A 22,619-nucleotide genomic window follows, 5' to 3' on the forward strand; every position below is an offset into this window, starting at 1 on the left:
GTTTCGCTGGTGGGTGAGGAGGCGTCATGGACGAGCCCCGCGGAGTGGTGCGATTTTCTCGTCGGCAAGTGTTACGGGGTGTTGTTGCTCTCTGTGTTCCAGCGCTCTCTGGGTTGCTGAGCGCGTGCAGTGGGAGTGCGACACCGACACCAACGGTAGGTCAATCGGCAGCCTCGGCATCGCCGACGCCAACAAAAGCAGCGGTGGCGAGTCCTGTGGCGACACCCTCTCCGGCTGGTGGGACAACGCCAACGGCTGCATCGAGTGGAACACCGGGCGGGCAAGCAGGTGGGGCAGCGATTAAGATCGGCTACGTCGCTTCTCTCTCTGGGGTCTATGCCTCACTGGGGCAAAACATGCTGAATGGTCTGAAGCTGGCGTTGGATGAAGTCAACAACGTTGTGGCAGGGCACCCGATAACGCTTGTCGTCGAGGACGATGCAACGAATACCGATCAGGGGGTAACCAAAGTCCACCAACTCGCGGAGCGCGATCAGGTGCAGATTTTGACGGGGATCAATCTGACGCCAGTGGCTGTTGCTGTCCGTGATTATGTGACCCAGCGCAAGTTACCCCTGATTATTTCCAATGCTGGTGCGGCGGCGATTACGCGTGATCCCAACCAGCGGAGTCCATACATCTTCCGTGTCTCGTTCGCCAATGGGCAATATGAGTGGCCACTTGCTCCATATGCCTATCAGAATCTTGGCTATAAACGATTGATCATTACTGCATCGGACTTTCAAGCGGGACATGAGAAGGCTGATGCGGTCAAGGCAGCGTTTCAAAAGGCAGGCGGGCAAGTCGTTGCGGAGGTGTATCCGCCGCTCAACACCGCCGATTTTGGGCCGTATTTGCAGCGGATTCAGCAAACGAAGGCGGATGCGGTGTGGGCGTTCTATGCTGGTGCTGATGCGGTGCGATTTGTTCAGCAATACAACGATTTTGGGTTGAAGGGGCAGCTACCGTTAATCGGCGCTGGCGACTTGGTTGATGAGGCATATCTCGATCAAGAGGGCGATGCAGCACTTGGGGCTGTCACGTCGCTCCATTACACTCCCTGGTATGACTCACCGGAAAACAAAGCGTTTGTCACCGCTTATCAACAGAAATATGGGAAGATTCCGAATCAATTTGCCTATCAGGGGTATTTGGCTGGGCGAGTGATTGTCGAAGCCGTGAAGGCGGCTGGGGGAGTCCAAAATACGGAGGCGTTTTTGCAAGCGCTGAAGAATGTGCAGTTTACGGGTCCGGCTGGACCATTCCGGTTTCATCCTCAAACACAGAATGTTGTGCTCACCGTCTTCATTCGCAAGGTTGATCATGTGCCGAGCGGTGGGCTTGGGAATGTCGTGCTGTACAAGTACGACAACATTGATGATCTCTCCTACTAGATAGGGAGGCGAGCGTGCAGACGATCATTGGCATTGGAGCGATTGGGATTTCCTACGCCAGCCTCTTATTTTTAGTGGCAGTCGGCCTCTCGATTGTTTTTGGTTTGATGCGCTTCGTGAATTTGGCGAGCGGATCCTTTTACATGCTCGGGGCGTATCTTGCGATTTCGATCGTGCACCGTGGGATGAGTTTCTGGTTGGCCGTCTTGATCGGCGGTGTTGTGGTTGGGCTCATTGGGCTGGCTATTGAGCAGACGATTCTGCAGCGACTTCACCGGCAAGAGTTACTGCAGGTTTGTTTGACAATTGGGTTGATGTATATCGTGGAGGATCTTGCCCGGGTCATTTGGGGTGGCGATCCGCTGCGTCTACGCCCACCAGCGAGTTTGCGGGGCTCGATTTCGGTATTGGGAGCGGTTGTGCCACTGTACCGTGTTGGCCTGATTGTGATCGGGATTATCTTAGCGCTGGTGCTGTGGCTGCTGATTGAACGAACACGCTGGGGAGCCTTTGTGCGCGCGGGTGTTGATGATCTCGAAATGTGTGAGTGTTTGGGGATTAATACTCGAGTGGTTTTTGCTGTGATTTTCACTGTCGGAGTGTTTCTGTCGGGCCTTGCCGGGGCGCTGGGAGCGCCGTTGCTGGGTGTTGCGCCAGGGACAGACTCAGATGTCCTGCTCATGGCCTTGATTGTCGTCGTGTTAGGTGGACTTGGGTCGATTTCCGGTTCGGTTTTGGCGAGTCTCGTTGTTGGCATTTTGGATTCAGTTGCGCGGATGCGGTGGCCGGGAGCATCCTTCTTCATTATCTATGCCATCATGGCCGTTGTGCTGATTGTACGGCCGCAAGGCTTCCGTGGTCGATACATCTAACGTAAGACAGGGGTGGTTCATGCAACGGCGAGAGGTTATTCATTCCCTGGTACTAGCCGTCTGTGGGGTGCTCTTGCTTGGAGCGCCTCTGGCTCTTGGTAGTTATGGCCTGACCGTGCTCACGGAGATCGTGATTTTCGCGCTTTTCGCGATGAGCACGAACTTGCTCTTAGGGTATACGGGACTGGCTTCGCTTGGGCAATCAGCCTTCTTTGGTATGGGTGGGTACTGTGTGGCGATTTTGGCAAAGGATTTCAATCTGCACTCGGCAGTGACGCTTCTTGCCGCAATTGGTGCTGGTGCGGTGTTAGCGCTGGTGACGGGGCCTGTCGTGTTGCGGTCGACGGGGACGTATTTCTTGATGCTCACGTTAGCCCTCACTCAGGTCTTGTTTGGCGTAGCCTGGTTTCTGCCGGGAATTACGGGTGGTGACAATGGCCTTGGTGGCATTGCACGGCCGACCCTGCCGTTGGTTGGTGACGTCTTGCGTGGAACGACGGCGTTTTATTACTTCTCCTTGGTTTGCGTTGGGATTGGCATAGCGATCCTTGCGTGGTTAGTGAATTCAGGCTTTGGGCTGGCCTTGCAAGGAGTGCGCGAGAATGAGCTCGTTGCCGCAGGCTTAGGACATCCGGTTTGGTGGTTGAAGTATTTGGCCTACATTATTGCCGGGGCTCTCTCAGCGCTTGCTGGTGGCTTGTATACCTTCCTCACCAGCTTTGTGGGGACAAGCTATTTTGGGATTGCGCTTTCAGCTGAAGTTCTGGTCATGGTTATTTTGGGTGGGAGCCGATCATTTTGGGGGCCGGCAATTGGAGCTGGGCTAGTGATCTTATTGCGGGATGAAGTCAGTTCATGGACCCAGCGGTGGCTTCTGGTCTTGGGGTTGCTCTTCGTGGTGACCGTGCTTTTCCTGCCCGGAGGTATTGCAACGCTGCCAGGGCGGCTCAGTCAGGTGCGTCGCAAGCAACGTGGGCAGCAACCGTTGGTGTCGGCGGCCAAGTCGTTGACACCTGTTCAGTCGGTTGAATCGGCTACGAGCCATCAGGAGCGAGTGCCATGAGCGTAGCGTTACGGGTTACGGAGATTACCAAGCGTATTGGTGGGCTCCAGATCCTTGATCAGGTGTCAATGACGGTGTCGGCTGGAGAGCGGCGGGCTCTCATTGGCCCAAATGGGGCGGGGAAGACGACGCTGCTGAATATTATCGCGGGGTTTCTGCGTCCATCGCGTGGGACAATCGAGTTATTTGGCGTCGATGTCACGAAGCTGCCTCCGCACCGACGGGTTCAGCATGGGCTGTTGAAGACGAATCAGCTTCCGGGCGTGTTCCCCGATCTTTCTGTGCGGTCAAATCTGCAGCTTGCACTGCTCCGTGAGCGGCATGCGAGTATGGGATTCCACGTGTTGCCGCGTCGTGATGGGTACTTGCGCGACCGGGTCGAGCAGGTGTTGGAGTTATGGGGATTGCAGGACGTTGCTGATCGTGAAGTGCGGCATTTGCCGCATGGCTATCAACGGATGGTGGAATTGGCGATGCGGATGAGTCGTCAGCCGCGTGTCTTACTGCTTGATGAGCCAGCAGCTGGGTTGACCGAGGCAGAAGTTGCGGTCCTTGCCGAGCGCTTAAGTCAGCTTCCGCGCGAACTCACCGTTGTGATTGTTGAACATAAGATGCGGCTCATTTTTGCGTTTGCTGATCGGATCACCGTCTTGCATCACGGAGCAGTGATCGCAGAAGGGACGCCAGAGGAGATTCGCTCGGATCCGCAGACACGAGCGGCATATTTGGGTGGGGCGGTGCGCAATGTCCACGCTGACCATTCATGATCTCGTCGCGGGGTACGGTGAGAGCGTTGTCCTGAAGGGGATTTCGTTAATGGTTAACCAAGGGCAGATTGTTGGCCTTCTCGGCCGTAATGGTGCAGAGAAGACCACGACAATGCGTTCGATCCTGGGGCTGACGACAATTTACCAAGGTGATATTGCGTGGGATGGGGCATCGATCGTTGGGTTGACACCGCATCTCATTGCTCGACGAGGTATCGCAATTGTGCCCCAGGGGCGACGGATTTTCCCTTCTCTCAGTGTTGAAGAGAACTTGCTTGTCGCTATGCGCTCAACGAATCACGGAGATCGTTTTCCGTGGACGCTCGAGCGGATTTACGAGATTTTCCCGATTCTGCGTGAGCGAAGGAAAATCCGCGGGACCTTGCTGAGCGGTGGTGAGCAGCAAATGCTTGCATTTGCTCGCGCACTTGCGACGCAGCCGCGGTTACTGCTGTGCGATGAGCCATCGGAAGGGCTTGCGCCGCGGATTGTGGCGCAAGTCGGTGAAATTTTGCAGACGTTGAAGCGCGATGGCATTGCGATTCTGCTTGCTGAGCAAAATCTCGAGTTGACGCTTGCGGTCGCTGACATGATTGCCGTAATTGAGGATGGTCAGATTGTCTGGCGTGGAACGGCAGCGGAGCTTGAAGCCAATCAGGTCGTGCAGACGACCTACCTTGGCGTAGCGGTGTAAGTTCTCCGCCGTGTGGGAAGCAGATTGCAGTGTCGCGGATGCAGCCGCCGGGATCGGCGGGTGTTTTCCCTTTGGGGTAGTAGGGTTGGAATCGTGGCGGGAAGCAATCGGGTCACCATAACGCTCGCGATAAGCAGTTATGATCGCGTGGTGCCGCTGCTAGACGGACGGGTGGTGCCACGCGGGATTGATCTTGTTCTCTTGCCTCAAGTGGTGGAAGAAACGTTTTGGCGGATGGCGCGGTTTGCGGAATATGATGCCGCGGAGTTTTCGCTCTCATCGTATTTGATTGCTCGCGACCGTGGCGAACCAGCACTCACGGCGATTCCGGTCTTTCCGTCGCGCATGTTTCGCCACTCGGCGATTTATGTTCATGTCGGGAGTGGCATTGAACGTCCACAGGATCTCATTGGCAAACGGGTTGGTGTGCCGGAATACCAACTGACGGCATGCCTTTGGGTGCGGGGCATTCTGCAGGATGACTATGGAGTGCGGCCTGAGGATATCGAATGGTATGTTGGCGGAGAAGAGCGAACGGGGCGTCAGGAAAAGCTGCCGCTCGAGTTGCCACCGACGGTGCGTCTTCATCCTCTTCCGCCGGGAGCAACGTTGAATACGCTCCTGGAAGAGGGAGCGCTTGATGCGCTCATTGCTCCACGAGCGCCATCGGCGTTTGTGCGTGGGTCGCCACGGGTGAGGCGCTTGTTTGCCAATGCGGTAGAGGTGGAAGCTGCGTACTATCAGCGGACGAAGATCTTCCCCATCATGCATGTTGTCGTGATTCGCAATGACGTACTGGCACGCTATCCGTGGGTTGCACGCAATCTCTATGAGGCGTTTGAACAGGCGCGCCAACTTGCCTGGCAGGATCTTCGGCAGACGCACGTAGTAATGACGATGCTCCCCTGGTTGCATCATGCGCTTGATGCAGCGGTTGGGGAGCTTGGCGAAGAGTACTGGTCCTATGGTGTCGCGCGCAACCGCCATGTACTTGAGACGGCTGTGCGGTACGCCTATGAGCAGGGCTTGATTCGTCGGCGCCTTTCGGTTGAGGAACTCTTTGCCCCCTCGACACTTGAGGAGTTTGTGGTGTAGAGGAAGGGGATCGAGCGTTGGAAGATCCTCGAGAGCTGGTTGCGCTTGGGTGCCGCGTGCTTGGGCTTGAGGAGCAGGACGACTTTATCTGGGGGCATGTTTCGCTACGTGACCCGGCTGGCCGCGGCGTGTGGATGAAGGCCAGTGGTCTTGGATTCGATGAAGTGACCCCCGCGGATGTGATCTTGATTGGATGGGATGGCCGCGTGCTTGAGGGCACGCGGCCACGGCATTCAGAGTATCCCATTCATACGGAAATTTTGAAGCGTCGCCCTGATGTTCAGAGTGTGGTGCATGCGCATCCGGTATATGCAACGGCGTTTGCTGCGCTCGGAGAGCCGCTTCGTCCGATCTCTCATGAGGCGACCGCTTTTGTGCCACCGGATGTGCCGCGTTTCACGATGACTGGCGACTTGATTACCACGGAAGCGCTTGGGCAGGCGCTTGCCGAGACCCTTGGGGAGGCTTCAGCGGTATTTCTGGTTCATCACGGTGTTGTTACGGTTGGGCCTGATGTGCCGACCGCCGTCTTCCGGGCGCTCTTGCTTGATCGTGCGTGTCGCAAGCAGTTGATTGCAATGTCGGCTGGAACACTCCAGCGTTGGTCGAGTGACGACGAAGCCAGGGCGAAGCGGGAGCATTGCTACAGTCCACGGCAGATTTATGCTGCCTGGGAGTTTTTAGTGCGGCGCGTACGGAGTCGTGGTGCACTCCCGTGGACGGAGTAGAGAAGGAGTAGAGAGCAGTGCTCGTTGATTGTCATGCGCATGTTATCCCGCCGGTGCTTTTGGCGTGGCTTCGTGAGCATGCAGCTGTCGTGGGTGCGCGATGGGAGCAGCGCGCCGATGGTACAGAGATTTTGTCGATTGGAGGGCGCTGGCCGTTTCCGCTGAAGCCTGTCTTTTCGGATCTGCGAGCGTTCCTCGATGAACAAGCGGCAGCTGGTGTGGGGTGCAGCCTGATTTCGCCGGTGCCGCAATTGTTTCTCTATGATGCTGAGGCAGTGGTGGCTGCTGAGTTTGCCCATCTGTACAACCATGCGGTTGTAGCCTGGTGCCGGCAGGCTCCGGGACGGCTCCTTGGACTTGCAACAGTCCCATTGCAGGATCCAGTGCAGGCAGCAACTGAGTTGGCATGGGCGATGGGGCAGGGATTATACGGGGCCATTCTTGGCCCTGGCTGTGCTGGGCGGTTGCTGAGTGATGCGATGTTTGCTCCGTTTTGGGAGGAAGCCGATCGGCTTGGCGCGATCGTGTTTCTCCATCCTCTGCTGAGTACAGATCCGCGATTAGGGCGTCCACAAGTGCCCAATATTGTCGGGGTACCGTGGGAAACGACAGTGGCAGCAGTTGATCTCATCTTTGGTGGTATCCTGGATCGCTATCCCAAGGTGCGCATCTTGCTTGCACATGGTGGCGGCTACTTGCCATATCAACTTGGGCGGTTTGAGCAAGGGTATGCGGTCTGGCCACAACTGCGATCGCAGTTGCAGGATCGGCCACATGCCTATCTTCGGCGGTTCTGGTACGACACGGTGCTCTGGCGCTCTGAGGCGATTGCTTTTCTGCGCTCGGTTGTTGGGGCTGATCGGATCGTACCGGGATCGGATTATCCTTTTGATCTCTCCGTCTGGCCGCCAAGTGCAGAGGTGACTGATGGGGTACAGACGCTCCTCGGCAGTGCGCTGACTGGGCACAGTGAACCTTCAGGAGAGGAGCCTGCGCCAGCGGGTGTATGACGAGCGATGCACGTTTTGCCGTTTCAGGAACAATTCTGCTGATCCTGTACGAAGGAAGGAAGTGATTGTGGTTACGATATCGTGAACGTGAAGGTTGTGTTGATGTATTGGACACGATACCGTAGTGCTGATGCGATCTGCGAAGGAAGAGGGTGTGATGGGGCTGCAGGTGCCAAGTAGCCGAGCACAGACCGAGGCGCACCAGCCGGCCATTGCCGTACGGGTACGGGACGTGCGCAAGGCATTCCGGACAGCCCAGCGAGTAGTCCAGGCCTTAGATGGGGTGAGCTTTGAGGTGCCAGCTGGGACCTTCCTCGTGATTGTCGGACCCAGTGGCGGAGGGAAGACAACCCTGTTGCGGATTCTGGCAGGGCTGGAGCGGCCGGATGCTGGAGAAGTCTGGTGGCAGCCCAGTGCAGATGGCTGGCCGCCGTTTGCGATGGTCTTTCAGGAACAGTCCGTGTTTCCCTGGATGACGGTAGAGGAGAACGTGGCCTATGGCCTGCGCCTGCGGCGGGTGCCGCCAGCGGAACGGCGACGGATTGCTGAACAGTGGATTCAGAAGGTGGGATTGCGCTCGTTCGAACACGCCTATCCGCATCAGCTTTCAGGAGGCATGAAGCAGCGGGTGAGCATCGCACGGGCGTTTGCGGTTGACCCAGCGGTGCTCTTGATGGATGAGCCGTTCTCGGCGTTGGATGAGCAGACGCGGACGATTCTCCAGCAGGAGGTCTCGACCCTTTGTGAAGAGCAGCGGAAGACGGTGTTGTTTGTGACCCACAGCATCGATGAGGCGATTACTTTGGGCGATGCAGTGTTGATCCTGACACATCGACCAGGGAGGGTCAAGCAAATCCTGCCGATTCCGTTTGCGCGACCGCGGGATGTGGTGGGGGTGCGGGCGGACCCGCGTTATGGGGAGCTGTATGAAGCGATTTGGCAGCTCATTGCTGAGGAGGTCCGGCAGGGGCCGCGAGAGGAGTAGACCATGGTGGAAGAAAGCGCGCGGCTAGAAGGCATGACAGTGCCCCAGCGGCGGGTGCGGCGGCCGCGGGCCGGAGCCAAGACGGAAGCGGCGGTGCAGATCCTGTCACCAATTGTGCTGCTCGTGCTCTGGGAGGTGGCAGCGCGGCTTGGTCTGGTCGATCAGCGGTTCTTTCCGGCGCCGACGGCGATTGTGCGAGCGTTCTGGGAGGCGGTAACGACGGGCGTGTTGCTCCATCACCTCAAAATTACGTTGTGGCGCGTGCTGCTGGGGACTGTGCTTGGTGGAGGACCGGCGGTACTTCTGGGGCTGGCGATGGGGCTGTGGCGCTGGCTACGGCTGACGCTTGATCCGATCATTGCAGCAACCTACCCGTTGCCCAAGAGTGCGTTGTTCCCGCTTCTATTGCTGATCTTTGGTTTGGGTGAGGGATCCAAGGTGGCGATGGTGGCGATTGGCGTGTTCTATCTCGCGGTCACCAACGCTATGGAGGGGGTCTTGGCAATTAGCCCGGTTTACTTTGACGTGGCAGCGACTTTTGGTGCCAGCCGCTGGGATGTGATTCGGACAGTGGCCTTGCCAGGGGCACTGCCGTTAGTGCTGGCGGGGCTGCGACTGGGTGTGGGGACTGGGCTGATTTTAGGGGTGCTAGCGGAGATGTTGGGGGCGCGCGATGGGCTTGGCTACCTCTTGTGGAGCGCCTGGCAGACGTTCTCGGTCTCGTCGCTGTATGCCACGTTGTTTGTGACAGCAGTATTGGGGTTTGTGAGCGTGCAGATTGTTGATCTGCTTCGCCGACTTTTGGTTCCCTGGCAGCAAACTGGGCGTCGCTAAGGGAGATCCAGAGCAGACCGGTGCGCATTCGTTTGGTCGGCTTGTAGGGTGAGGAGGATGACCATGCGGCCGATAACCCGGCGGCAGGTGCTCCGTGGCCTTTTGCTCGGTTTCGCTAGCGGGGGGACGAGTGAGCTTCTCGTGGTGTGCACAGGTGCTGCCGCTTCGATTTGCAAGGGGAAAGGTTTTCCTGGCGGAAACGATGCGTGTGATCGATAATCTCACTGCTTCGATTGAGGATAAACAGCGCATTTATGAAGGGAATGCTCGTCGATTGTTGCGTTTGCGTTTGCCAAACGGAGAGGTGGAACGCAATGCCAATGCTTGAGGTGGTGGCAATGCGAGAGGAGCCGCTGTCGCTGGAGGCGAAGCGGGCGTTTGCTCGGACGGCGGTGGAGATTTTCCGCGAGGTTCTGGGGACGCCGCCCGGGCGATTGCAGCTCGCGTTTGTGCATCTGCGGCCGGAGGATAGTCTTGGGCTCCTTGCGGAGATGAATGAGGTGGATGAGGGCACGCAGGCGCAGTCAACGTCGTGAGGGGCAGCACTGCGCACGGGCGGCGTGGAGCCGGTGGTGGCGCAGGCGCGGTTCTGACAGACTTTCGGCTGCTCGCTTCATCATGTTCCCAATTGCTGCGTGATAAGCAAGCGATCACTTGTTGAGCGGGAAACGCTGTGCGTGCGGCAGCGTCGGCGGGGCAGGGTTGCCCGCTGTGGTGGTGGGTGGGAATGGTGCGCAGTGAAGCGGCGCGTGGTCTTGCCTGGAGTCGATCCTGCGATAGCGGGAGGGTGCATGGACGCCGCTCACGGGGCGGCTCGCCGGCAACACGGTGTGGCGATGGGCTGCTTGACCGATGTTGATGGGGCGCCGCCGCTGATGTACGCGGGTTAGCGCGGTTGAGGCTGCGTTGAGGGGACAAGCGTAGTAGAGATCAGCGGAACGAGTTGGGGTGTTTGGCGGCCGCGTGGCAAGCAGTGGGGAGGGGAAACACCGGCGGATCAGGGGTTGACAGCGTGAGGGTTTTCGGTTATGCTGATATCGTCATAGCGAGGGAGGCCCGGCCAGGGCAGGATGGGCGAGCTACTGGTGGGCCGGCCGGCGCTCAAACTCGATGTTGCGGTGTCCGTGCCGCTCGATCTGACGTCGGTGATTTCCTTAGTCTTTCGGGCTACCGACCCGCGCCGGTTTGATCGCTGGCTGGTCGAGACGAGACAAGCACTTGGAGCGACGTGGGAGCACGATCTCGATACCTTGCTCGGGTTTTCGGGGCGGCTGCTCTACTACATTGAAGAGCTGTTGATGTCGTTTGATCCGTTCCGGCCCGAGCGGCTCGCCGCCAGTTTTGATGACTATCTGGCTCATCTGCGGTCCCTGCCCGCGTGGGCCTACCGAAGCATGGCGATTCAGGCGATGCTGCGGGTGCATCAGGACCGTGGTGTCCTGGAGGCACCGCCGGACACGGATGATGCAGCTGCCTGGCGGGCGTTCTTTGAGCCCGGCATCACGCGCGCCGATTTAGATGAGGTCGTCGCGCTGGTGCGTGCACCTGAACAACTCAAGGAGCGGACGATTCGCTTACTTGAGCGCTTCTGGGTGGAGCGCTATGCGGCGGAGTTCGCCCGGGTTCTGCCGGTTATGAAGCGCGCAGTGCGGCAGGCGAAGGCGACGACCTATTCAAGCGTCGCAGTTGCCTTCGAGGAGCTGAGTGGCCATCGTCTGCCGGAGGAAGTGCAGCTGGCGCTGCCGCGTGTCGAGCGGGTGACGTTTTGTCCATCTTATCATCTTGGTAATTTCGTGCAGTTCATCCTGTACCCGCCTGAGCTGATCCTCTACTTTAACTGCCAGCGCACGAGTGCTGCGACGCAACCGGCTGAAGGCTCGGTGATTTCACCTGATCTCTTGCCCGGACTCCGCGCGCTCGCTGATGGAACACGCTTGCGGATTATCGAGTTGTTGCGTGGTGGCGAGCGCTACGCCCAGGAGATCGTTGGCCAGTTGGGCATCAGCCAGTCAGCGGTTTCGCGACATCTGGCGATGCTTGAAGCGGCTGGTATTGTGACTGTCCGGCCGGCCAACGGGATGAAATACTACGCGATCAACGTCCAGCGGCTTCGGCAGATTGCCGAGGAGCTGGAACAGATCGGCTAGCGGTCGTACTGCGACCGTGCGACAATATAGTGCGTGTCTGAGGGTCAGCCGCTTCCGGCCGAGGACTGCCACCTGATCCCGCCGTTGGATCAGGCCCGGCATCACCTCTTTCGACCCCTCAGTGGCTCTGCATGGCAGAGCTACTCCTCCTTGACCCTCACCCCGCCAGGTCGGTTCGGCCACGGTCTGGCGCGGCCCACCCCCTGGTGGCTGCCCCTCGGACAGCAGAAGGGCCAGGCTCCATGCCTGGCCTTTTTGCTTTGCTTGGGTCTGATGCCGCGTGCTGGCCGGTCACTGTGCTGAATCACGGTCGCATGGCTGGTTACTATAGCCTGATCGGAACGGGGTGACCGTGCCACGGTCAGGATCGTAGCGATGACGCCAGACGCAGCCAGTGTCGTTGCCGAGGAGGTGGATCGAGACCGACGGTTCAGCCGAGATGGTGGTCACGCGGTGGATATCTTCTTCGGGCGGCAAGAGGGGATAGCACTCGCCAGGATTGATTTGGCGCTCGCGGATGCGCTGCAGTTGTGCGTGGCCAGCGTCAGGGTCGCCTTCGACAAGTGCAAACACGTCCTCGCGCTGTTGTCCTCGGTAGAGGCCAACGATGCCCCAGGCCAGGTGATCATGCACGGGCGTGCTGGCACCGGGCGGGACGACCAGGGAGAAGAGGCTCAGGCTGCCATCGCCGGCACGGAAGAGGAGGTACTGGCCGATGCCGTTTCCCATGCCACTTGTCATATCGGGCTGCGCGAAGGCGTCGGGGAGCCAGCCTTCCTGACGGAGCAGGGCTTGGAATGCTGGAAGGAGGCGCGCGACGCGTTGTGCGGGATCAGGCTCTTGCGCAATGATCTTGCGCGCTTCGGCGATGAGCTCACGCACGGCGAAGGCATCGACAAACCATTGATCGTCAGGATGGGATGCGAACCAGGTCATTCCATGCTCCTTTCTGATGCATGTGCCCTTGGTAATTCAGTATGCGCGATTCGTGTGGGATTGCGGCATGGCATTCATCGCACGGGAATACCAGCCTCGGCAATGGAACGGCGTTCGCTCAACAAAGGGGCGGGGCCGTCGATGACGGCCCCGGGTACAGGGAGGGAGGGAGTTGTATTCCTGCGGAGCGGGTTGCGCACTTCCGCGTCCTTGGTGTACGTACAGCTCGTACGCTTCTATTGTACGTACACTCTACGCTGGTGTCAAGTGCTCGCCGCTCCGCTCTCCGGGGTGCTGTGTGGCGTTGACACTGAGATCGAAGTAACCTGAGGCGAGGCTTCAACACGGCTATCGTCTTGCTGCCTCGTCCGCCATTGTGCTTTCGGCGGAACATCCTTGCGTCGCGAGCTGACAACGGGTACGCTTGCGAGACGGCTCTCGTCCAGAACGAGATCTACGGTGCAGTCGGATTCGGTGCCGTGTTCATGTCGTGTACCTTGATGAGGGGGCATCATGCGAGCAGGGGAAGCGTTTGGTTTCCCCAAGACCTACCTTGTCGCCGGAGAAGATGCCTTTGGGGCGGTGTGGGGCTTAGGGGTGAGCAGGATTGCGTTCAAAGTCTTGCCCAAAGGGCCGGATGATCCACTCGTGATCGAAAACATCTTCCATCAACGGGGCGGGCCCGGGCGGCACGTGCATGACCAGCAGGATGAATGGTTCTATGCGCTCGAAGGCGAGTTCCTCGTTGAGGTTGGGACTACGCAGTATGTGCTGCGTGCCGGCGACGCGCTGTTGGCGCCGCGCAACGTCCCGCATGTTTGGGGATACGTTGGGCATGGCCAACAAGGACGGATCCTGATTGCCTTCTTGCCAGCGGGCCGCATGGTCGAATTCTTCCGGGAGGTTACCCGATATAACGCGATGCCACCGCAAGATCCAGAACTGTGGCGCGCCTATGGCATGGAACTGCTTGGGCCACCGCTGGCACTAGAGGACGCCGAACTCTAGCGTATCGAAGGTAATCGGGGCGAGCATCCTGGACATCACCTGCGTTCTTGTGGCACCTCTGGAGTCGTCGATCGTGAAAGGGGAGTTGACAATGAAGATTCCGACGCTCGTGCCATGTCTCTGGCTGACACAGAATGCCCGGCAAGCGGCTGAGTTTTACTGTGCGCATTTCCCTGAGTCGTCTATCCGCTACGCGGCTCGTATTCCTGTGCCTGCTGCAGAGGCGATGGACGTGGCCGCCTTTACGCTAGCTGGTCAGCCGTTTGTGGCTATGAGCGCTGGGCCATTTCAGGCGAACCCGTCGCTCTCGTTTTTTGTGCACTTTGACCCCTCGCGAGATGAGCACGCACGTGAGCATCTCGATGCCCTCTGGGAGGTGCTTTGTGATGGGGGACAGGTCCTCATGCCACTTGGTGAACAGTCTTTTAGCCAACGCTATGGCTGGGTACAGGATCGCTATGGCGTCTCGTGGCAGCTGATCCTCAGCAACCCGAGGGGTGAGCCGCGGCCCGTGATCGTGCCGTGCTTGTTCTTCACGGGGGCGGTGCGGGGTAAAGCCGAAGAAGCAGGCGAGTTTTATCGTTCCGTGTTTCCTGGTTCTTGCCCGGGTCAGCTCTTTCACTATCCAGCGGGCAGCGCCAACCAGAGCGAAGGAATGGTGATGTATTCCGATTTCCGTTTAGGCGAGACCTGGGTTGTTGCCATGGACGGCGGACCTGATCGCCATTTCAGTTTCAACGAGGCGATCTCGTTGATGATCGAATGTGAGACGCAGGAAGAGATCGACTTCTATTGGGAACGGCTCTCGGCGGTGCCTGAGGCTGAAGCCTGCGGGTGGTGCAAGGATCGCTATGGCATTTCCTGGCAAATCGTCCCTCGGCTGATCCACGACGTTTTTGCCAGTGGTGATCTGGAGCGTATCACGCGCCACATGGAAGCTGTCTTGACGATGAAGAAGCTAGATCTTGCTGCGCTGCAGCGTGCGGTGGGTCAGGCATAACGGCCTGGGTGGATCTGCGCGAGATCGCCGACGTTGCAGTCAGCCGGGCAAACGAGCCGGTTTGGCGCTCGTTGGTGTCGCGCTTGTAGATAGGTGACATAATCCAGTCGCCCACGCTCGTAACGCCGCAGGGGGTGACCATTGGCCGAACAGCTTGGCCGGCCGCTGAACGCTACGGTTCTCCCTACTGGGTGAACGCCGAGAGCTAGGGGTGAACGAGCCGGAACAATGGCCCTCGGCTCGGATCCCAGCCCTGCAGTTCGACGGTTGCGCCAATGGCAAGGTCGCCGTGTTCCCAGTTCAGGACGCGGCCCAGGAGCCGTTGGCCACCATCAAGCTCGATGATGGCAAGGGCATAGGGGGCCTCGGCAGCAAAGGACGCTGGTGGAACACGAATGATCGTGTAACTCACGACGTGACCAAGGGTTCCGGGTTGGATGGTATATGTGGTCATCGCCCATCTCCTTTGGCGAGGATGGTGACGACACACGTTGCGCCAGAGCCGCCAATGTTGTGCGCGAGTCCGACTTCGGCACCTTCCACCTGGCGATCGCCAGCGTCGCCACGGAGCTGGAAAACCAGCTCGGCGAGTTGGCCGACACCAGTGGCTCCCACAGGGTGGCCTTTGGCTTTGAGCCCGCCACTTGGGTTGATCGGGATCTGACCGTCACGGCTGGTGGCCCCAGCGAGTGCAGCGGCTCCGCCTTCGCCGGGTGCAAAGAAGCCAAGGTCTTCGGTGGCGATGATCTCGGCGATGGTAAAGCAGTCGTGCACTTCAGCGACATCGATATCCTGTGGGCTGACGCCGGCCATGCGGTAGGCCCGGTTGGCAGCCTCGCGGGCTGCGGGCAATGTCGTGAGTTCAGCGCGTTCGAAGAGGGCGAGGCTATCCGACGCTTGGCCAAAGCCGAGGACGCGTACTGGTGGCTTGGCGAAGTGGTGTGCAGCATCGGCAGCGACAAGCACGAGGGCGGCAGCGCCATCGCTGATTGGCGAGCAGTCGTAGAGCGTCAGTGGATCGGCGACGAGCGGCGAACGGGCGATGTCATCGCGGGTGATGGCCTTGTGGAACTGCGCGTAGGGGTTCGCGAGTGCGTTCTGATGGTTTTTGATCGCGACAGCGTCAAGGATGTCGCGCGTGTAGCCGTAGCGGTAGAAGTAGGCGTGCGCCATGAGTGCAAAGACGCCTGGGAACGTAAGGCCGATGGCACTCTCGCGTTCCCAGTCAGCTGCTTCAGCGAGGATTTGCGTTGTTTCCTCGGTGGACGTTGCCGTCATCTTCTCGGCGCCGATCACGAGGACGACGTCGTAGAGGCCAGCGGCGACAGCGAGGCACGCGGTGATGAATGCGCTGCCGCCCGAGGCGCAGGCATTCTCGACACGGGTTGCTGGTACGTGCGGGAGACCAAGTTCGGCGGCGACGAGTGGCGCAACATGCTCTTGGTGGATGAAGGTACCGGGGGAATAACTGCCGAGGAAGAGGGCCTGAATGTCTTCAGGGCGCGCGCCGGCATCGGCAAGCGCGGCGCGTCCGGCGGCGGCAGCGAGTTCGCGGTAGGATTGCTCGAGTTTGCCGAATTTCGTCTCGGCGGCACCGACAATTGCGACAGCGCGCATGGCTTCCTCCTGTTCAGCTGCGTGGGCCAGCGGTAAGGCTGATTGCCCAGGATGAGCGTAGCACACTGCGGCGCTGCTGGCGTAGCGGGATGATGTTCATTGGCTGATTTCATTTTTTCATTATTTTCTTGACATTGTTCATTTTTATTGCTATGCTCTGTGACGGTACAACGATGCAGCGTTGGGAAGGGGTGTTGCATGGATGAGGTCATCGTTGTTGAAGGGTTGCGCAAGCGCTATGCCAATGGTGTACAGGCGCTCGACGGGTTGTCGTTTCGGGTAAAGCGAGGCGAGATTTTTGGACTGCTTGGGCCCAATGGCGCTGGCAAGTCAACAACCGTGCGGATTTTGGCGACATTGACCCTGCCGGATAGTGGGACCGCGCGGATCGCTGGGTTTGATGTGGTGCGGCAGCCGCAACAGGTGCGGCGACAGATTGGCTACGTTGCTCAGGCATCGGGCGTGGACCGCTGGTTGACTGGACGGGAGAACTTGCTGTTGCAGGCACGGCTAGAGCGTTTGCCAGCGAGAGAGGCGCGGCAGCGGGCTGACGAGCTGCTCACCTGGCTAGGTTTGGCTGATGCAGCTGACCGGATTGTGAATACCTACTCTGGCGGAATGCGGCGGCGACTTGATATTGCGATTGGCTTGATTCACCGGCCAGCTGTGGTGTTCCTCGATGAGCCAACAACGGGGCTCGATCCAGAGGCGCGAGCTGCGCTGTGGCAAATCTTGTTGCAGCTTCGTGCGGCGCAGTCGATCTCCATCTTGCTGACGACGCATTACCTCGATGAAGCGGACCGGCTCTGCGACCGGCTTGCGATTGTCGATCATGGACGCGTCGTGGCAGAAGGCACGCCGGAGGAGCTCAAAGCGGAACTGCAGGGCGATCGGGTAACGCTCGAAGTTGGTCGCGAGCAGACAGCGATGGCGCGGTCGGTGCTTACAGGCTTGCCAGAGGTGCTAACGGTCATTGTTGATGGTCCAGCGGTAATCGCGCGCGTGCCTCACGGCGCAAGCGCCTTGCCTGTACTGGTGACGACGTTGGAGCGTGCGGGGATCACGGTCCAGACGGCGGCGGTGCATCGTCCATCGCTTGACGATGTCTATCTCCACCATACAGGCCGGCGATTCGAAGACGAACGTGAGGCATCGGAGATGCTCGCTGGTGCTGGTACGAAGGGATGGTAAGGCGATGAGCTGGTTTTTGTGGGATACGTGGCAGCTGACCTGGCGCCAGATCCTGCGGACGCTACGACTACCGATCTGGATTGCCGTGTCGCTGGTGCAGCCGATCATCTGGCTTGGCCTCTACGGACAGCTTTTCCGTCGGATTGTTGAGTTGCCGGGCTTTCAGACGACTTCCTACATCACGTTCTTAACCCCGGGTGTCATGATCATGACTGCATTCTTTGGCGGCGGCTGGGCGGGCATGTCGATGATCGATGACCATGACCAAGGTGTGCTGAGTCGGCTCCTCGCAACACCGGCATCGCGTGGCGCAATTATCGCGGCACGGGTGCTCCATACAGCGCTGACGGTGCTGATACAAAGTGGGCTGATTCTTGCGCTTGGGCTGATTTTAGGGGCACGCTTCCATGGTGGGGCACTTGGTTTGATCTCGGTCATGCTGATTGCCGCGTTGTTAGCTTCGGGTATTGGGGCGTTGTCGTGTGGTGTTGGTCTCCTGGCACGACGGGAAGAGACGTTGATTGCGGTCATGAACTTCTTGAGCATGCCGCTCACGTTCCTCTCGACAGCGTTCATTGCAGCGCCGCTCATGCCGCGCTGGATCCGGGCGCTTGCGCGGATTAACCCTGTGAACTGGGCTGTTGAGGCGGCGCGGGGGGCAGCGCTCGGTACCGACAGTGGGATGGTGCTGACGCGGCTGGCGTTGTTGGCAGTGTTTACGATTGTGTGCTGCCTCCTGGCGACGCTCGCCTTTCGGCGCTACCAACGCGCGCTCTAAGCCGCGCAGCTTGAATCTCAGCAAGGCCGTCCTGTTGCAGCACGATTGCTGAGGCAGGACGGTCATATTTTTGTGTGCGATGCGGTACGCGGCAGTGCTGACATCATGCTACTGGAGAGCGTTGCCAACGACCGAGATGTTGCCGATGATATGCGTGTTAGTCAGCTGGGCGAGAAGAACGAGGAGCCGGAGCAATGTCGCCAGTATCGCCACACGCTGCATCTGCACGGTGCCAATGGTGTCATGCGCTGCTGCCAGCTGATGCAAGAGTCTGTCCAGCATGTGGAGCGGCGGTGCCCACTGGCCAATCATCGATGTCGCTGCCTGAGGAGACGGTCACCACGCTCCTTGGCTTATCGCCAGAGTCCAAGCCTGCGCCACGTGTTACGCCAACCGATCCGCTGATAGAACTGGCCATCCTTGGGCTGTCACTGCTCGTCGGAGTCGCGATTGGATGGCTGCTGTTTCCGCTGCCGCTGGCTGCGCTCTTTCAGGGATTGCTTGGTGTACCGGCGCAGCCGAGTGATCTGGGGCGGCTGGGCGCCTTGCTTGGAGGGCTCGCAGGGCTCGGCGTTGGGGCAACGGTACGGCTGGTGTTTCGGCGTGAAGGTTAGGTTGCGTCGGTCAGGATGAGCATGATCGTTGTGTTGCCAGTGCCGCCGGTAGCAACAGCGGTTAAGGCAACTGGTCCACGGCGCGCGACAACTTGATGGCCATCGGCTCGCTGTTCCTGCCAGCCGAGCAGCGTAAGCGCACCGCGGTAAAACGCGATAACTTGCTCTGGGCTATCGGTGGTGTGGAAGAGCATGATGCCCCCGTTCTTGACCTGAGTGGAAAACGTTTCGAAGCTGCCACGTTGCGCTCCTGGGTAGCGTGGGACAGCGTTCTCACGCCATTCATCGATGAGGGTGAGTTTGCTCACGTCAACGTGGGCTGGTGATGGGGCTGGAGCAGGTGTTGGAGTCGGGGATGGCGGCACCGCAGGAGTAAGCGAGAGCGGCGTACCGGCAAGGGTTGGTGTTGGTGTGGGTGGTGCGGCTTTGCTACAGGCCAATGTCAGGCTGGCGATGAGGATGAGGGTGAATCCCCAAAGCAACCGTTGACGCATCTCCTCTCCTTCCCACGGCGTTGCGCCGCGCTCTGTCCTGTCTGATTCTACGCGGAGCAAGGAGCAGTTCATGTGAGTTGGCAGGTTTGGCATTTGCCTTTACGGATCGGGTGGAATATCAGTGAAGCGCACGCTGTTCGAGAGATCGGTTAAGGGGAAATAGGGAAAGGAGAGGGGTATGACGGCGTCGGTGATGGCAAGTGCCCACGCCTCAGGAGTGCGACTTATCCGCTTTCTCTACTGCGACAACGGTGGGGTAGTGCGTGGTAAGGCGACGCATATCTCGGCGCTCGAGGCGCGCTTGCACTCGGGAATCGGCCTGACGGTGGCGATGCAAGCGATGAACGCGTTTGACCAATTACAGCGGGTTGAAGGTATGGGGCCGGTGGGTGAGATTCGGCTGATGCCCGATCCGTCAACGTTTGTTGTGCTGCCCTATGCACCACATACTGCTGCACTGTTGGTTGACCTCTGCACGCAGGAAGGTGAACCATGGGGGGCGTGCCCCCGCTCGTTCCTCAAGCGTGTGACACAGCAGGCGGCGGACATGGGGCTCATGTTCCGTGCGAGCATTGAGAACGAATTCAGTCTGATTACGCCGGTTGATGCGCCACTGGATCCGACACTCTGCTTTTCGACGGCTGGCATGCTGGCAGCCCAGGCAGTGATTGATGATCTCTTTGCGTGGCTGGAGGCTCAGGGGATTATCCCTGAGCAGTACTATCCTGAGCTTGCACATGGGCAGCATGAAATTTCAGTGCAGCACGCTCCGCTCGTTGCTGCGGCTGATCGACAGATTCTCGTGCGGGAGACGATTCGTGCAGCAGCCCACGCGCATGGACTGCGCGCCTCGCTTGCGCCGAAGCCGTTTCTCGATCAGGCCGGGAATGGCGGCCATATCCATATAAGTGCATGGACGACAGATGGGCGCAACGCGTTCTGGGATGGGAGCCAGCCGCTGGGGTTGAGCGCGATGGGCCGGCAGTTTATTGCGGGGATCTTGGAGCACCTACCGGCGGTGCTGGCATTGACGACGCCGTCGGTAAATTCCTACCAGCGCCTCCAGCCGAATACCTGGAGTTCTGGTTTTCGCTGTTGGGGACCGGATAACCGAGAGGCGCCGGTGCGTGTTGCATCACCGTATCGGCATGATCTGGCGGGGACGATCAACCTGGAGTTCAAGCCGGCTGATCTCTCAAGCAACCCCTATCTTGCCCTCGGTGCGCTGGTCGTGGCAGGACTGGACGGCATTCGACGTGGGCTTGATCCAGGGGAGCCAGTCATGATCAATCCAGCTGATATGCCAGAGGCTGAGCGCAGTGCGCGAGGAATTACGCCACTGCCGCGCTCACTTGATGAGGCGCTGGATGCATTGGAGCGTGACCAGTTGCTGCTCGATGCACTTGGGCCGGCGTTGGCGACGTCATACCTGGCTGTACGACGCTCAGAAGCAGCGGCATGCGCGGACCTGTCGCCGGAAGAGATTGCTCGACGCCATCGGTTTATCTACTGATCTTGGCTGCTGTGTGATCGCGGTGGCGCAGACAATGGACGGTCCACCCAAGTGTGACCAGCCAGGCAGGGATGCCGAGTGCGCGAACCGTATCGTCGCTGCGCACGAGTGGGAAGCTGTGAAGTTGGGGCTGGAGTAAGCCGAGCAGGTTGGCGCCGAGCAGCAGGATGAGGCACGCGGCGGTGTAGGCGCGGAGCGGGCGACGGTAGCCGGCGGCGAGCGCAAACGGGACCGGCCAGACGAGATATTGCACGCCAAATCCGGCGGTCGTTGCCAAGAACGTGAGCGTGAGCGTGAGCTGTGCGTGCAGGAACGGGGCTCGGCGCCACATGAGCCAGAGCGTGATGAGGAGAAGGGCGACGAGCGTTCCGTAGCGCCCGAAGAGTGCAGCTTGTGCGAGGCGTTTGGCTGGTTGCCAAGGCTGCAGAAATGCCGCGATCGGGTGCTGGGCCGCTACCGCGCTTAATCGGAGGAGGGCGGTATAGCCCCACCAACCGGGTACACCAGCGTACGAGAGAGCTGGGGTGATGACCGCGCTCCATGATCCGGGAAACAGCCAGCGGTAGCAGGCGATGCCGAGCAAGGGGACGATGGCAATGCTGAATGCTGCGGCGGCGCGGGCTTGCCATCGAGTTAGACGCCAGATAAGCAGCGGAGCGAAGAATGCTGGCCAGAGCTTGAGGAGAATGCCAAGCCCAAGCCACAGACCAGCAACTGTGCCATGACCAGCTTCACCAGCGAGGCCAGCAAGCAATCCGGCGAGCGCCGGTTCGGCGTCGAACTGGCCGTGGTAGGCGCTGACGTAGATAGCAATGGGCTGGAGGGCATACCACAGCCCGAGATGCCAGCTATCCCAACGGCGTTGGCCAAGCCAGGTGAGCGTCACCGCGATGATACCATCGGCCACAATCGGCGGGGCTTTGGTTAAAGGGGCAAAGGGTAATCCCTTCGTCGTCGCAAGCCAATGAGCCGCAGCATAGGCGTAGAGCTGGAGGGGCAGATAGGGGTGGCGACCTTGAGCGAGCGGGGTGGTGTAAATATCGTGGCCGGTGCGAATGAGGCTACCGACGATGGCGTAGGACGTCGTGTCAAAGGCTGCGCCGGAGGGGAGCAACAGCGCGGGGACAGCTCGGACGATAAGCGTGATGGCGCCCACGATGACGAGTTGCAGCCATCGGTGGACTCTTGCCGGCTGTTGGTTGGCGAACCGACGCGTGAGGATGAACCAGCACCCGCTCAGGACGGCAAGCCAGCTGAGACTCAGCCACCCGCGGGTTGCCCCTGTCACAAGCCGTCCCTTTCAGCCTGGTGGGATGGCGCAGCCGGAGCAGGTGGTTCAGGGAGCACGGAAGGGAATTGCAGCGTGGCGACTACCCAAGGCCAATGGATGGCCCAGCCAAGCATGCAGAACACTGTGTGGGCCCCCGATGCTAGAGGCGGCTACCACGCGTCTGCTTGTCAATGATGTTGACTACAAACGCAAGGATGATCGCGCCGACCAGTGCTGGCACGACGGCGATACCTGCGATCCGTGGTCCGAAGTTGCCAAGGAGCCAACCACCGAGCCAGCTGCCAAGTAGTCCAGCCGCGAGTGCACCAAGCCAGCCATAGGGAAGATTGCCCGGCACAATACGGTCAGCGAGCCAGCCGATAATGGCGGCGATGATGAGGGTAAAGACAACGCCGACGAGCTTGAGCGTGACATAGACGCCAAAGAGGATGCCGACAATCAAAACAAGCAAAATCAGCAGCGCGAGCACCCCCATCGCTGTGTGCTCCTTTCCGTGGCTCCTCCGCGACTCGGCACAGCGCCTTCCTTTACGCTGTTCAGTGTACCGGATTGTGCGCCTTCCATGCGTGGCGATGCGAAAAACAATGG

The 22,619-nt window shown here is 59.4% G+C and carries 26 protein-coding genes; 19 read left to right on the forward strand and 7 right to left on the reverse strand.

What is annotated here, in order from left to right; translation table 11 throughout:
* Positions 1-26: 26 nt before the first annotated feature.
* The 13 genes from N675_RS05250 (at position 27) to N675_RS05305 (ending at position 11,589) form a co-directional block, all read left to right on the forward strand.
* The gene (locus N675_RS05250; RefSeq protein ID WP_038038379.1) at positions 27-1,394 is read left to right on the forward strand and encodes an ABC transporter substrate-binding protein; all 1,368 of its coding nucleotides are present in this window, start codon (positions 27-29) and stop codon (positions 1,392-1,394) included.
* Positions 1,395-1,408: 14 nt separating this feature from the next.
* On the forward strand, positions 1,409-2,266 hold the full coding sequence (locus tag N675_RS05255; RefSeq protein ID WP_038038380.1) for a branched-chain amino acid ABC transporter permease: 858 nt from the start codon (positions 1,409-1,411) through the stop codon (positions 2,264-2,266).
* Positions 2,267-2,285: 19 nt separating this feature from the next.
* Complete coding sequence (locus N675_RS05260; protein ID WP_156100823.1) at positions 2,286-3,329, forward strand: branched-chain amino acid ABC transporter permease; 1,044 nt, start codon at positions 2,286-2,288, stop codon at positions 3,327-3,329.
* A complete protein-coding gene (locus tag N675_RS05265) occupies positions 3,326-4,096 on the forward strand; it encodes an ABC transporter ATP-binding protein (protein WP_038038381.1) in 771 nt (256 codons plus the stop codon). The genes N675_RS05260 and N675_RS05265 overlap by 4 nt, the downstream gene beginning before the upstream one ends.
* Entirely contained in the window at positions 4,074-4,790 is a 717-nt protein-coding gene (locus N675_RS05270) for an ABC transporter ATP-binding protein (RefSeq protein ID WP_038038382.1), read from the forward strand. Before N675_RS05265 ends, N675_RS05270 begins: the two co-directional genes overlap by 23 nt.
* Positions 4,791-4,883: 93 nt before the next feature.
* Positions 4,884-5,885, forward strand: a complete 1,002-nt coding sequence (locus N675_RS05275; RefSeq protein ID WP_038038385.1) for a substrate-binding domain-containing protein — start codon at positions 4,884-4,886, stop codon at positions 5,883-5,885.
* Positions 5,886-5,902: 17 nt separating this feature from the next.
* The gene (locus tag N675_RS05280; protein ID WP_038038386.1) at positions 5,903-6,613 is read left to right on the forward strand and encodes a class II aldolase/adducin family protein; all 711 of its coding nucleotides are present in this window, start codon (positions 5,903-5,905) and stop codon (positions 6,611-6,613) included.
* Between the two features lie 17 nt (positions 6,614-6,630).
* Positions 6,631-7,623 (forward strand): amidohydrolase family protein, encoded by a 993-nt coding sequence (locus tag N675_RS05285; protein WP_051914227.1) that lies wholly within the window; start codon positions 6,631-6,633, stop codon positions 7,621-7,623.
* Positions 7,624-7,780: 157 nt separating this feature from the next.
* Positions 7,781-8,608 carry an ABC transporter ATP-binding protein gene (locus tag N675_RS05290; RefSeq protein WP_051914229.1) on the forward strand — a complete coding sequence of 276 codons (828 nt, stop codon included), beginning with the start codon at positions 7,781-7,783 and terminating at the stop codon, positions 8,606-8,608.
* 3 nt (positions 8,609-8,611) lie between these two features.
* On the forward strand, positions 8,612-9,442 hold the full coding sequence (locus N675_RS05295) for an ABC transporter permease (protein WP_081886881.1): 831 nt from the start codon (positions 8,612-8,614) through the stop codon (positions 9,440-9,442).
* Positions 9,443-9,572: 130 nt separating this feature from the next.
* Positions 9,573-9,770, forward strand: coding sequence for a hypothetical protein (locus tag N675_RS13995; RefSeq protein WP_081886882.1), 198 nt, complete (start codon positions 9,573-9,575; stop codon positions 9,768-9,770).
* Entirely contained in the window at positions 9,757-9,978 is a 222-nt protein-coding gene (locus tag N675_RS05300) for a tautomerase family protein (protein ID WP_038038388.1), read from the forward strand. Before N675_RS13995 ends, N675_RS05300 begins: the two co-directional genes overlap by 14 nt.
* 534 nt (positions 9,979-10,512) lie before the next feature.
* Entirely contained in the window at positions 10,513-11,589 is a 1,077-nt protein-coding gene (locus tag N675_RS05305) for an ArsR/SmtB family transcription factor (protein WP_038038389.1), read from the forward strand.
* A 291-nt stretch (positions 11,590-11,880) separates the two neighbouring features.
* On the opposite strand, the gene N675_RS05310 is transcribed toward N675_RS05305, so the two are convergent.
* Positions 11,881-12,525 (reverse strand): cysteine dioxygenase family protein, encoded by a 645-nt coding sequence (locus tag N675_RS05310; protein ID WP_038038391.1) that lies wholly within the window; start codon positions 12,523-12,525, stop codon positions 11,881-11,883.
* Positions 12,526-13,038: 513 nt separating this feature from the next.
* On the opposite strand from N675_RS05310, the gene N675_RS05315 reads away from it, so the two are divergent.
* Together N675_RS05315 and N675_RS05320 are read left to right on the forward strand one after the other, a co-directional pair.
* The gene (locus N675_RS05315; protein WP_051914231.1) at positions 13,039-13,533 is read left to right on the forward strand and encodes a cupin domain-containing protein; all 495 of its coding nucleotides are present in this window, start codon (positions 13,039-13,041) and stop codon (positions 13,531-13,533) included.
* Between the two features lie 91 nt (positions 13,534-13,624).
* Positions 13,625-14,533 (forward strand): VOC family protein, encoded by a 909-nt coding sequence (locus N675_RS05320; RefSeq protein ID WP_038038392.1) that lies wholly within the window; start codon positions 13,625-13,627, stop codon positions 14,531-14,533.
* 205 nt (positions 14,534-14,738) lie between these two features.
* On the opposite strand, the gene N675_RS05325 is transcribed toward N675_RS05320, so the two are convergent.
* Positions 14,739-14,987 carry a Zn-ribbon domain-containing OB-fold protein gene (locus N675_RS05325; protein ID WP_051914232.1) on the reverse strand — a complete coding sequence of 83 codons (249 nt, stop codon included), beginning with the start codon at positions 14,985-14,987 and terminating at the stop codon, positions 14,739-14,741.
* Positions 14,984-16,150, reverse strand: a complete 1,167-nt coding sequence (locus tag N675_RS05330; RefSeq protein WP_038038393.1) for a thiolase domain-containing protein — start codon at positions 16,148-16,150, stop codon at positions 14,984-14,986. Before N675_RS05330 ends, N675_RS05325 begins: the two co-directional genes overlap by 4 nt.
* Positions 16,151-16,348: 198 nt before the next feature.
* Between N675_RS05330 and N675_RS05335 the strand changes: the two genes are divergently transcribed.
* Entirely contained in the window at positions 16,349-17,341 is a 993-nt protein-coding gene (locus tag N675_RS05335; RefSeq protein ID WP_038038395.1) for a daunorubicin resistance protein DrrA family ABC transporter ATP-binding protein, read from the forward strand.
* A 4-nt stretch (positions 17,342-17,345) separates the two neighbouring features.
* Positions 17,346-18,119 (forward strand): ABC transporter permease, encoded by a 774-nt coding sequence (locus tag N675_RS05340; protein WP_038038397.1) that lies wholly within the window; start codon positions 17,346-17,348, stop codon positions 18,117-18,119.
* Between the two features lie 108 nt (positions 18,120-18,227).
* Here N675_RS05340 and N675_RS05345 read toward each other — a convergent pair whose 3' ends face one another.
* Positions 18,228-18,431: a hypothetical protein gene (locus N675_RS05345; protein ID WP_038038398.1), complete on the reverse strand. Its 204-nt coding sequence runs from the start codon at positions 18,429-18,431 to the stop codon at positions 18,228-18,230.
* Here N675_RS05345 and N675_RS05350 point away from each other — a divergent pair.
* Positions 18,371-18,733: a hypothetical protein gene (locus tag N675_RS05350; protein WP_479685944.1), complete on the forward strand. Its 363-nt coding sequence runs from the start codon at positions 18,371-18,373 to the stop codon at positions 18,731-18,733. The genes N675_RS05345 and N675_RS05350 overlap by 61 nt on opposite strands.
* Here the strand turns inward: N675_RS05350 and N675_RS05355 are convergent.
* Positions 18,730-19,227, reverse strand: coding sequence for a hypothetical protein (locus tag N675_RS05355; RefSeq protein WP_038038401.1), 498 nt, complete (start codon positions 19,225-19,227; stop codon positions 18,730-18,732). The genes N675_RS05350 and N675_RS05355 overlap by 4 nt on opposite strands.
* Positions 19,228-19,405: 178 nt before the next feature.
* Here N675_RS05355 and N675_RS05360 point away from each other — a divergent pair, with 178 nt between their 5' ends.
* Positions 19,406-20,740 (forward strand): glutamine synthetase family protein, encoded by a 1,335-nt coding sequence (locus N675_RS05360; protein WP_051914233.1) that lies wholly within the window; start codon positions 19,406-19,408, stop codon positions 20,738-20,740.
* Here N675_RS05360 and N675_RS05365 read toward each other — a convergent pair.
* On the reverse strand, positions 20,730-22,028 hold the full coding sequence (locus N675_RS05365; RefSeq protein ID WP_038038403.1) for a glycosyltransferase 87 family protein: 1,299 nt from the start codon (positions 22,026-22,028) through the stop codon (positions 20,730-20,732). The two genes, N675_RS05360 and N675_RS05365, sit on opposite strands and share 11 nt — an antisense overlap.
* Positions 22,029-22,170: 142 nt before the next feature.
* Positions 22,171-22,506 carry a GlsB/YeaQ/YmgE family stress response membrane protein gene (locus tag N675_RS05370; RefSeq protein ID WP_081886883.1) on the reverse strand — a complete coding sequence of 112 codons (336 nt, stop codon included), beginning with the start codon at positions 22,504-22,506 and terminating at the stop codon, positions 22,171-22,173.
* Positions 22,507-22,619: the final 113 nt, after the last annotated feature.

The sequence above is a fragment of the Thermorudis peleae genome, assembly GCF_000744775.1.
Lineage (GTDB): Bacteria > Chloroflexota > Chloroflexia > Thermomicrobiales > Thermomicrobiaceae > Thermorudis > Thermorudis peleae.

Coding starts and splice junctions, on each gene's coding strand:
- N675_RS05295 (WP_081886881.1), top strand. CDS start 8,612: ATGGTGGAAGAAAGCGCGCGGCTAGAAGGCATGACAGTGCCCCAGCGG.
- N675_RS05290 (WP_051914229.1), top strand. CDS start 7,781: ATGGGGCTGCAGGTGCCAAGTAGCCGAGCACAGACCGAGGCGCACCAG.
- N675_RS05265 (WP_038038381.1), top strand. CDS start 3,326: ATGAGCGTAGCGTTACGGGTTACGGAGATTACCAAGCGTATTGGTGGG.
- N675_RS05340 (WP_038038397.1), top strand. CDS start 17,346: ATGAGCTGGTTTTTGTGGGATACGTGGCAGCTGACCTGGCGCCAGATC.
- N675_RS05315 (WP_051914231.1), top strand. CDS start 13,039: ATGCGAGCAGGGGAAGCGTTTGGTTTCCCCAAGACCTACCTTGTCGCC.
- N675_RS05345 (WP_038038398.1), bottom strand. CDS start 18,431: ATGATTGGCCAGTGGGCACCGCCGCTCCACATGCTGGACAGACTCTTG.
- N675_RS05360 (WP_051914233.1), top strand. CDS start 19,406: ATGACGGCGTCGGTGATGGCAAGTGCCCACGCCTCAGGAGTGCGACTT.
- N675_RS05335 (WP_038038395.1), top strand. CDS start 16,349: ATGGATGAGGTCATCGTTGTTGAAGGGTTGCGCAAGCGCTATGCCAAT.
- N675_RS05325 (WP_051914232.1), bottom strand. CDS start 14,987: ATGACCACATATACCATCCAACCCGGAACCCTTGGTCACGTCGTGAGT.
- N675_RS05300 (WP_038038388.1), top strand. CDS start 9,757: ATGCCAATGCTTGAGGTGGTGGCAATGCGAGAGGAGCCGCTGTCGCTG.
- N675_RS05330 (WP_038038393.1), bottom strand. CDS start 16,150: ATGCGCGCTGTCGCAATTGTCGGTGCCGCCGAGACGAAATTCGGCAAA.
- N675_RS05355 (WP_038038401.1), bottom strand. CDS start 19,227: ATGCGTCAACGGTTGCTTTGGGGATTCACCCTCATCCTCATCGCCAGC.
- N675_RS05250 (WP_038038379.1), top strand. CDS start 27: ATGGACGAGCCCCGCGGAGTGGTGCGATTTTCTCGTCGGCAAGTGTTA.
- N675_RS05305 (WP_038038389.1), top strand. CDS start 10,513: ATGGGCGAGCTACTGGTGGGCCGGCCGGCGCTCAAACTCGATGTTGCG.
- N675_RS05260 (WP_156100823.1), top strand. CDS start 2,286: ATGCAACGGCGAGAGGTTATTCATTCCCTGGTACTAGCCGTCTGTGGG.
- N675_RS05370 (WP_081886883.1), bottom strand. CDS start 22,506: ATGGGGGTGCTCGCGCTGCTGATTTTGCTTGTTTTGATTGTCGGCATC.
- N675_RS05320 (WP_038038392.1), top strand. CDS start 13,625: ATGAAGATTCCGACGCTCGTGCCATGTCTCTGGCTGACACAGAATGCC.
- N675_RS05270 (WP_038038382.1), top strand. CDS start 4,074: ATGTCCACGCTGACCATTCATGATCTCGTCGCGGGGTACGGTGAGAGC.
- N675_RS05310 (WP_038038391.1), bottom strand. CDS start 12,525: ATGACCTGGTTCGCATCCCATCCTGACGATCAATGGTTTGTCGATGCC.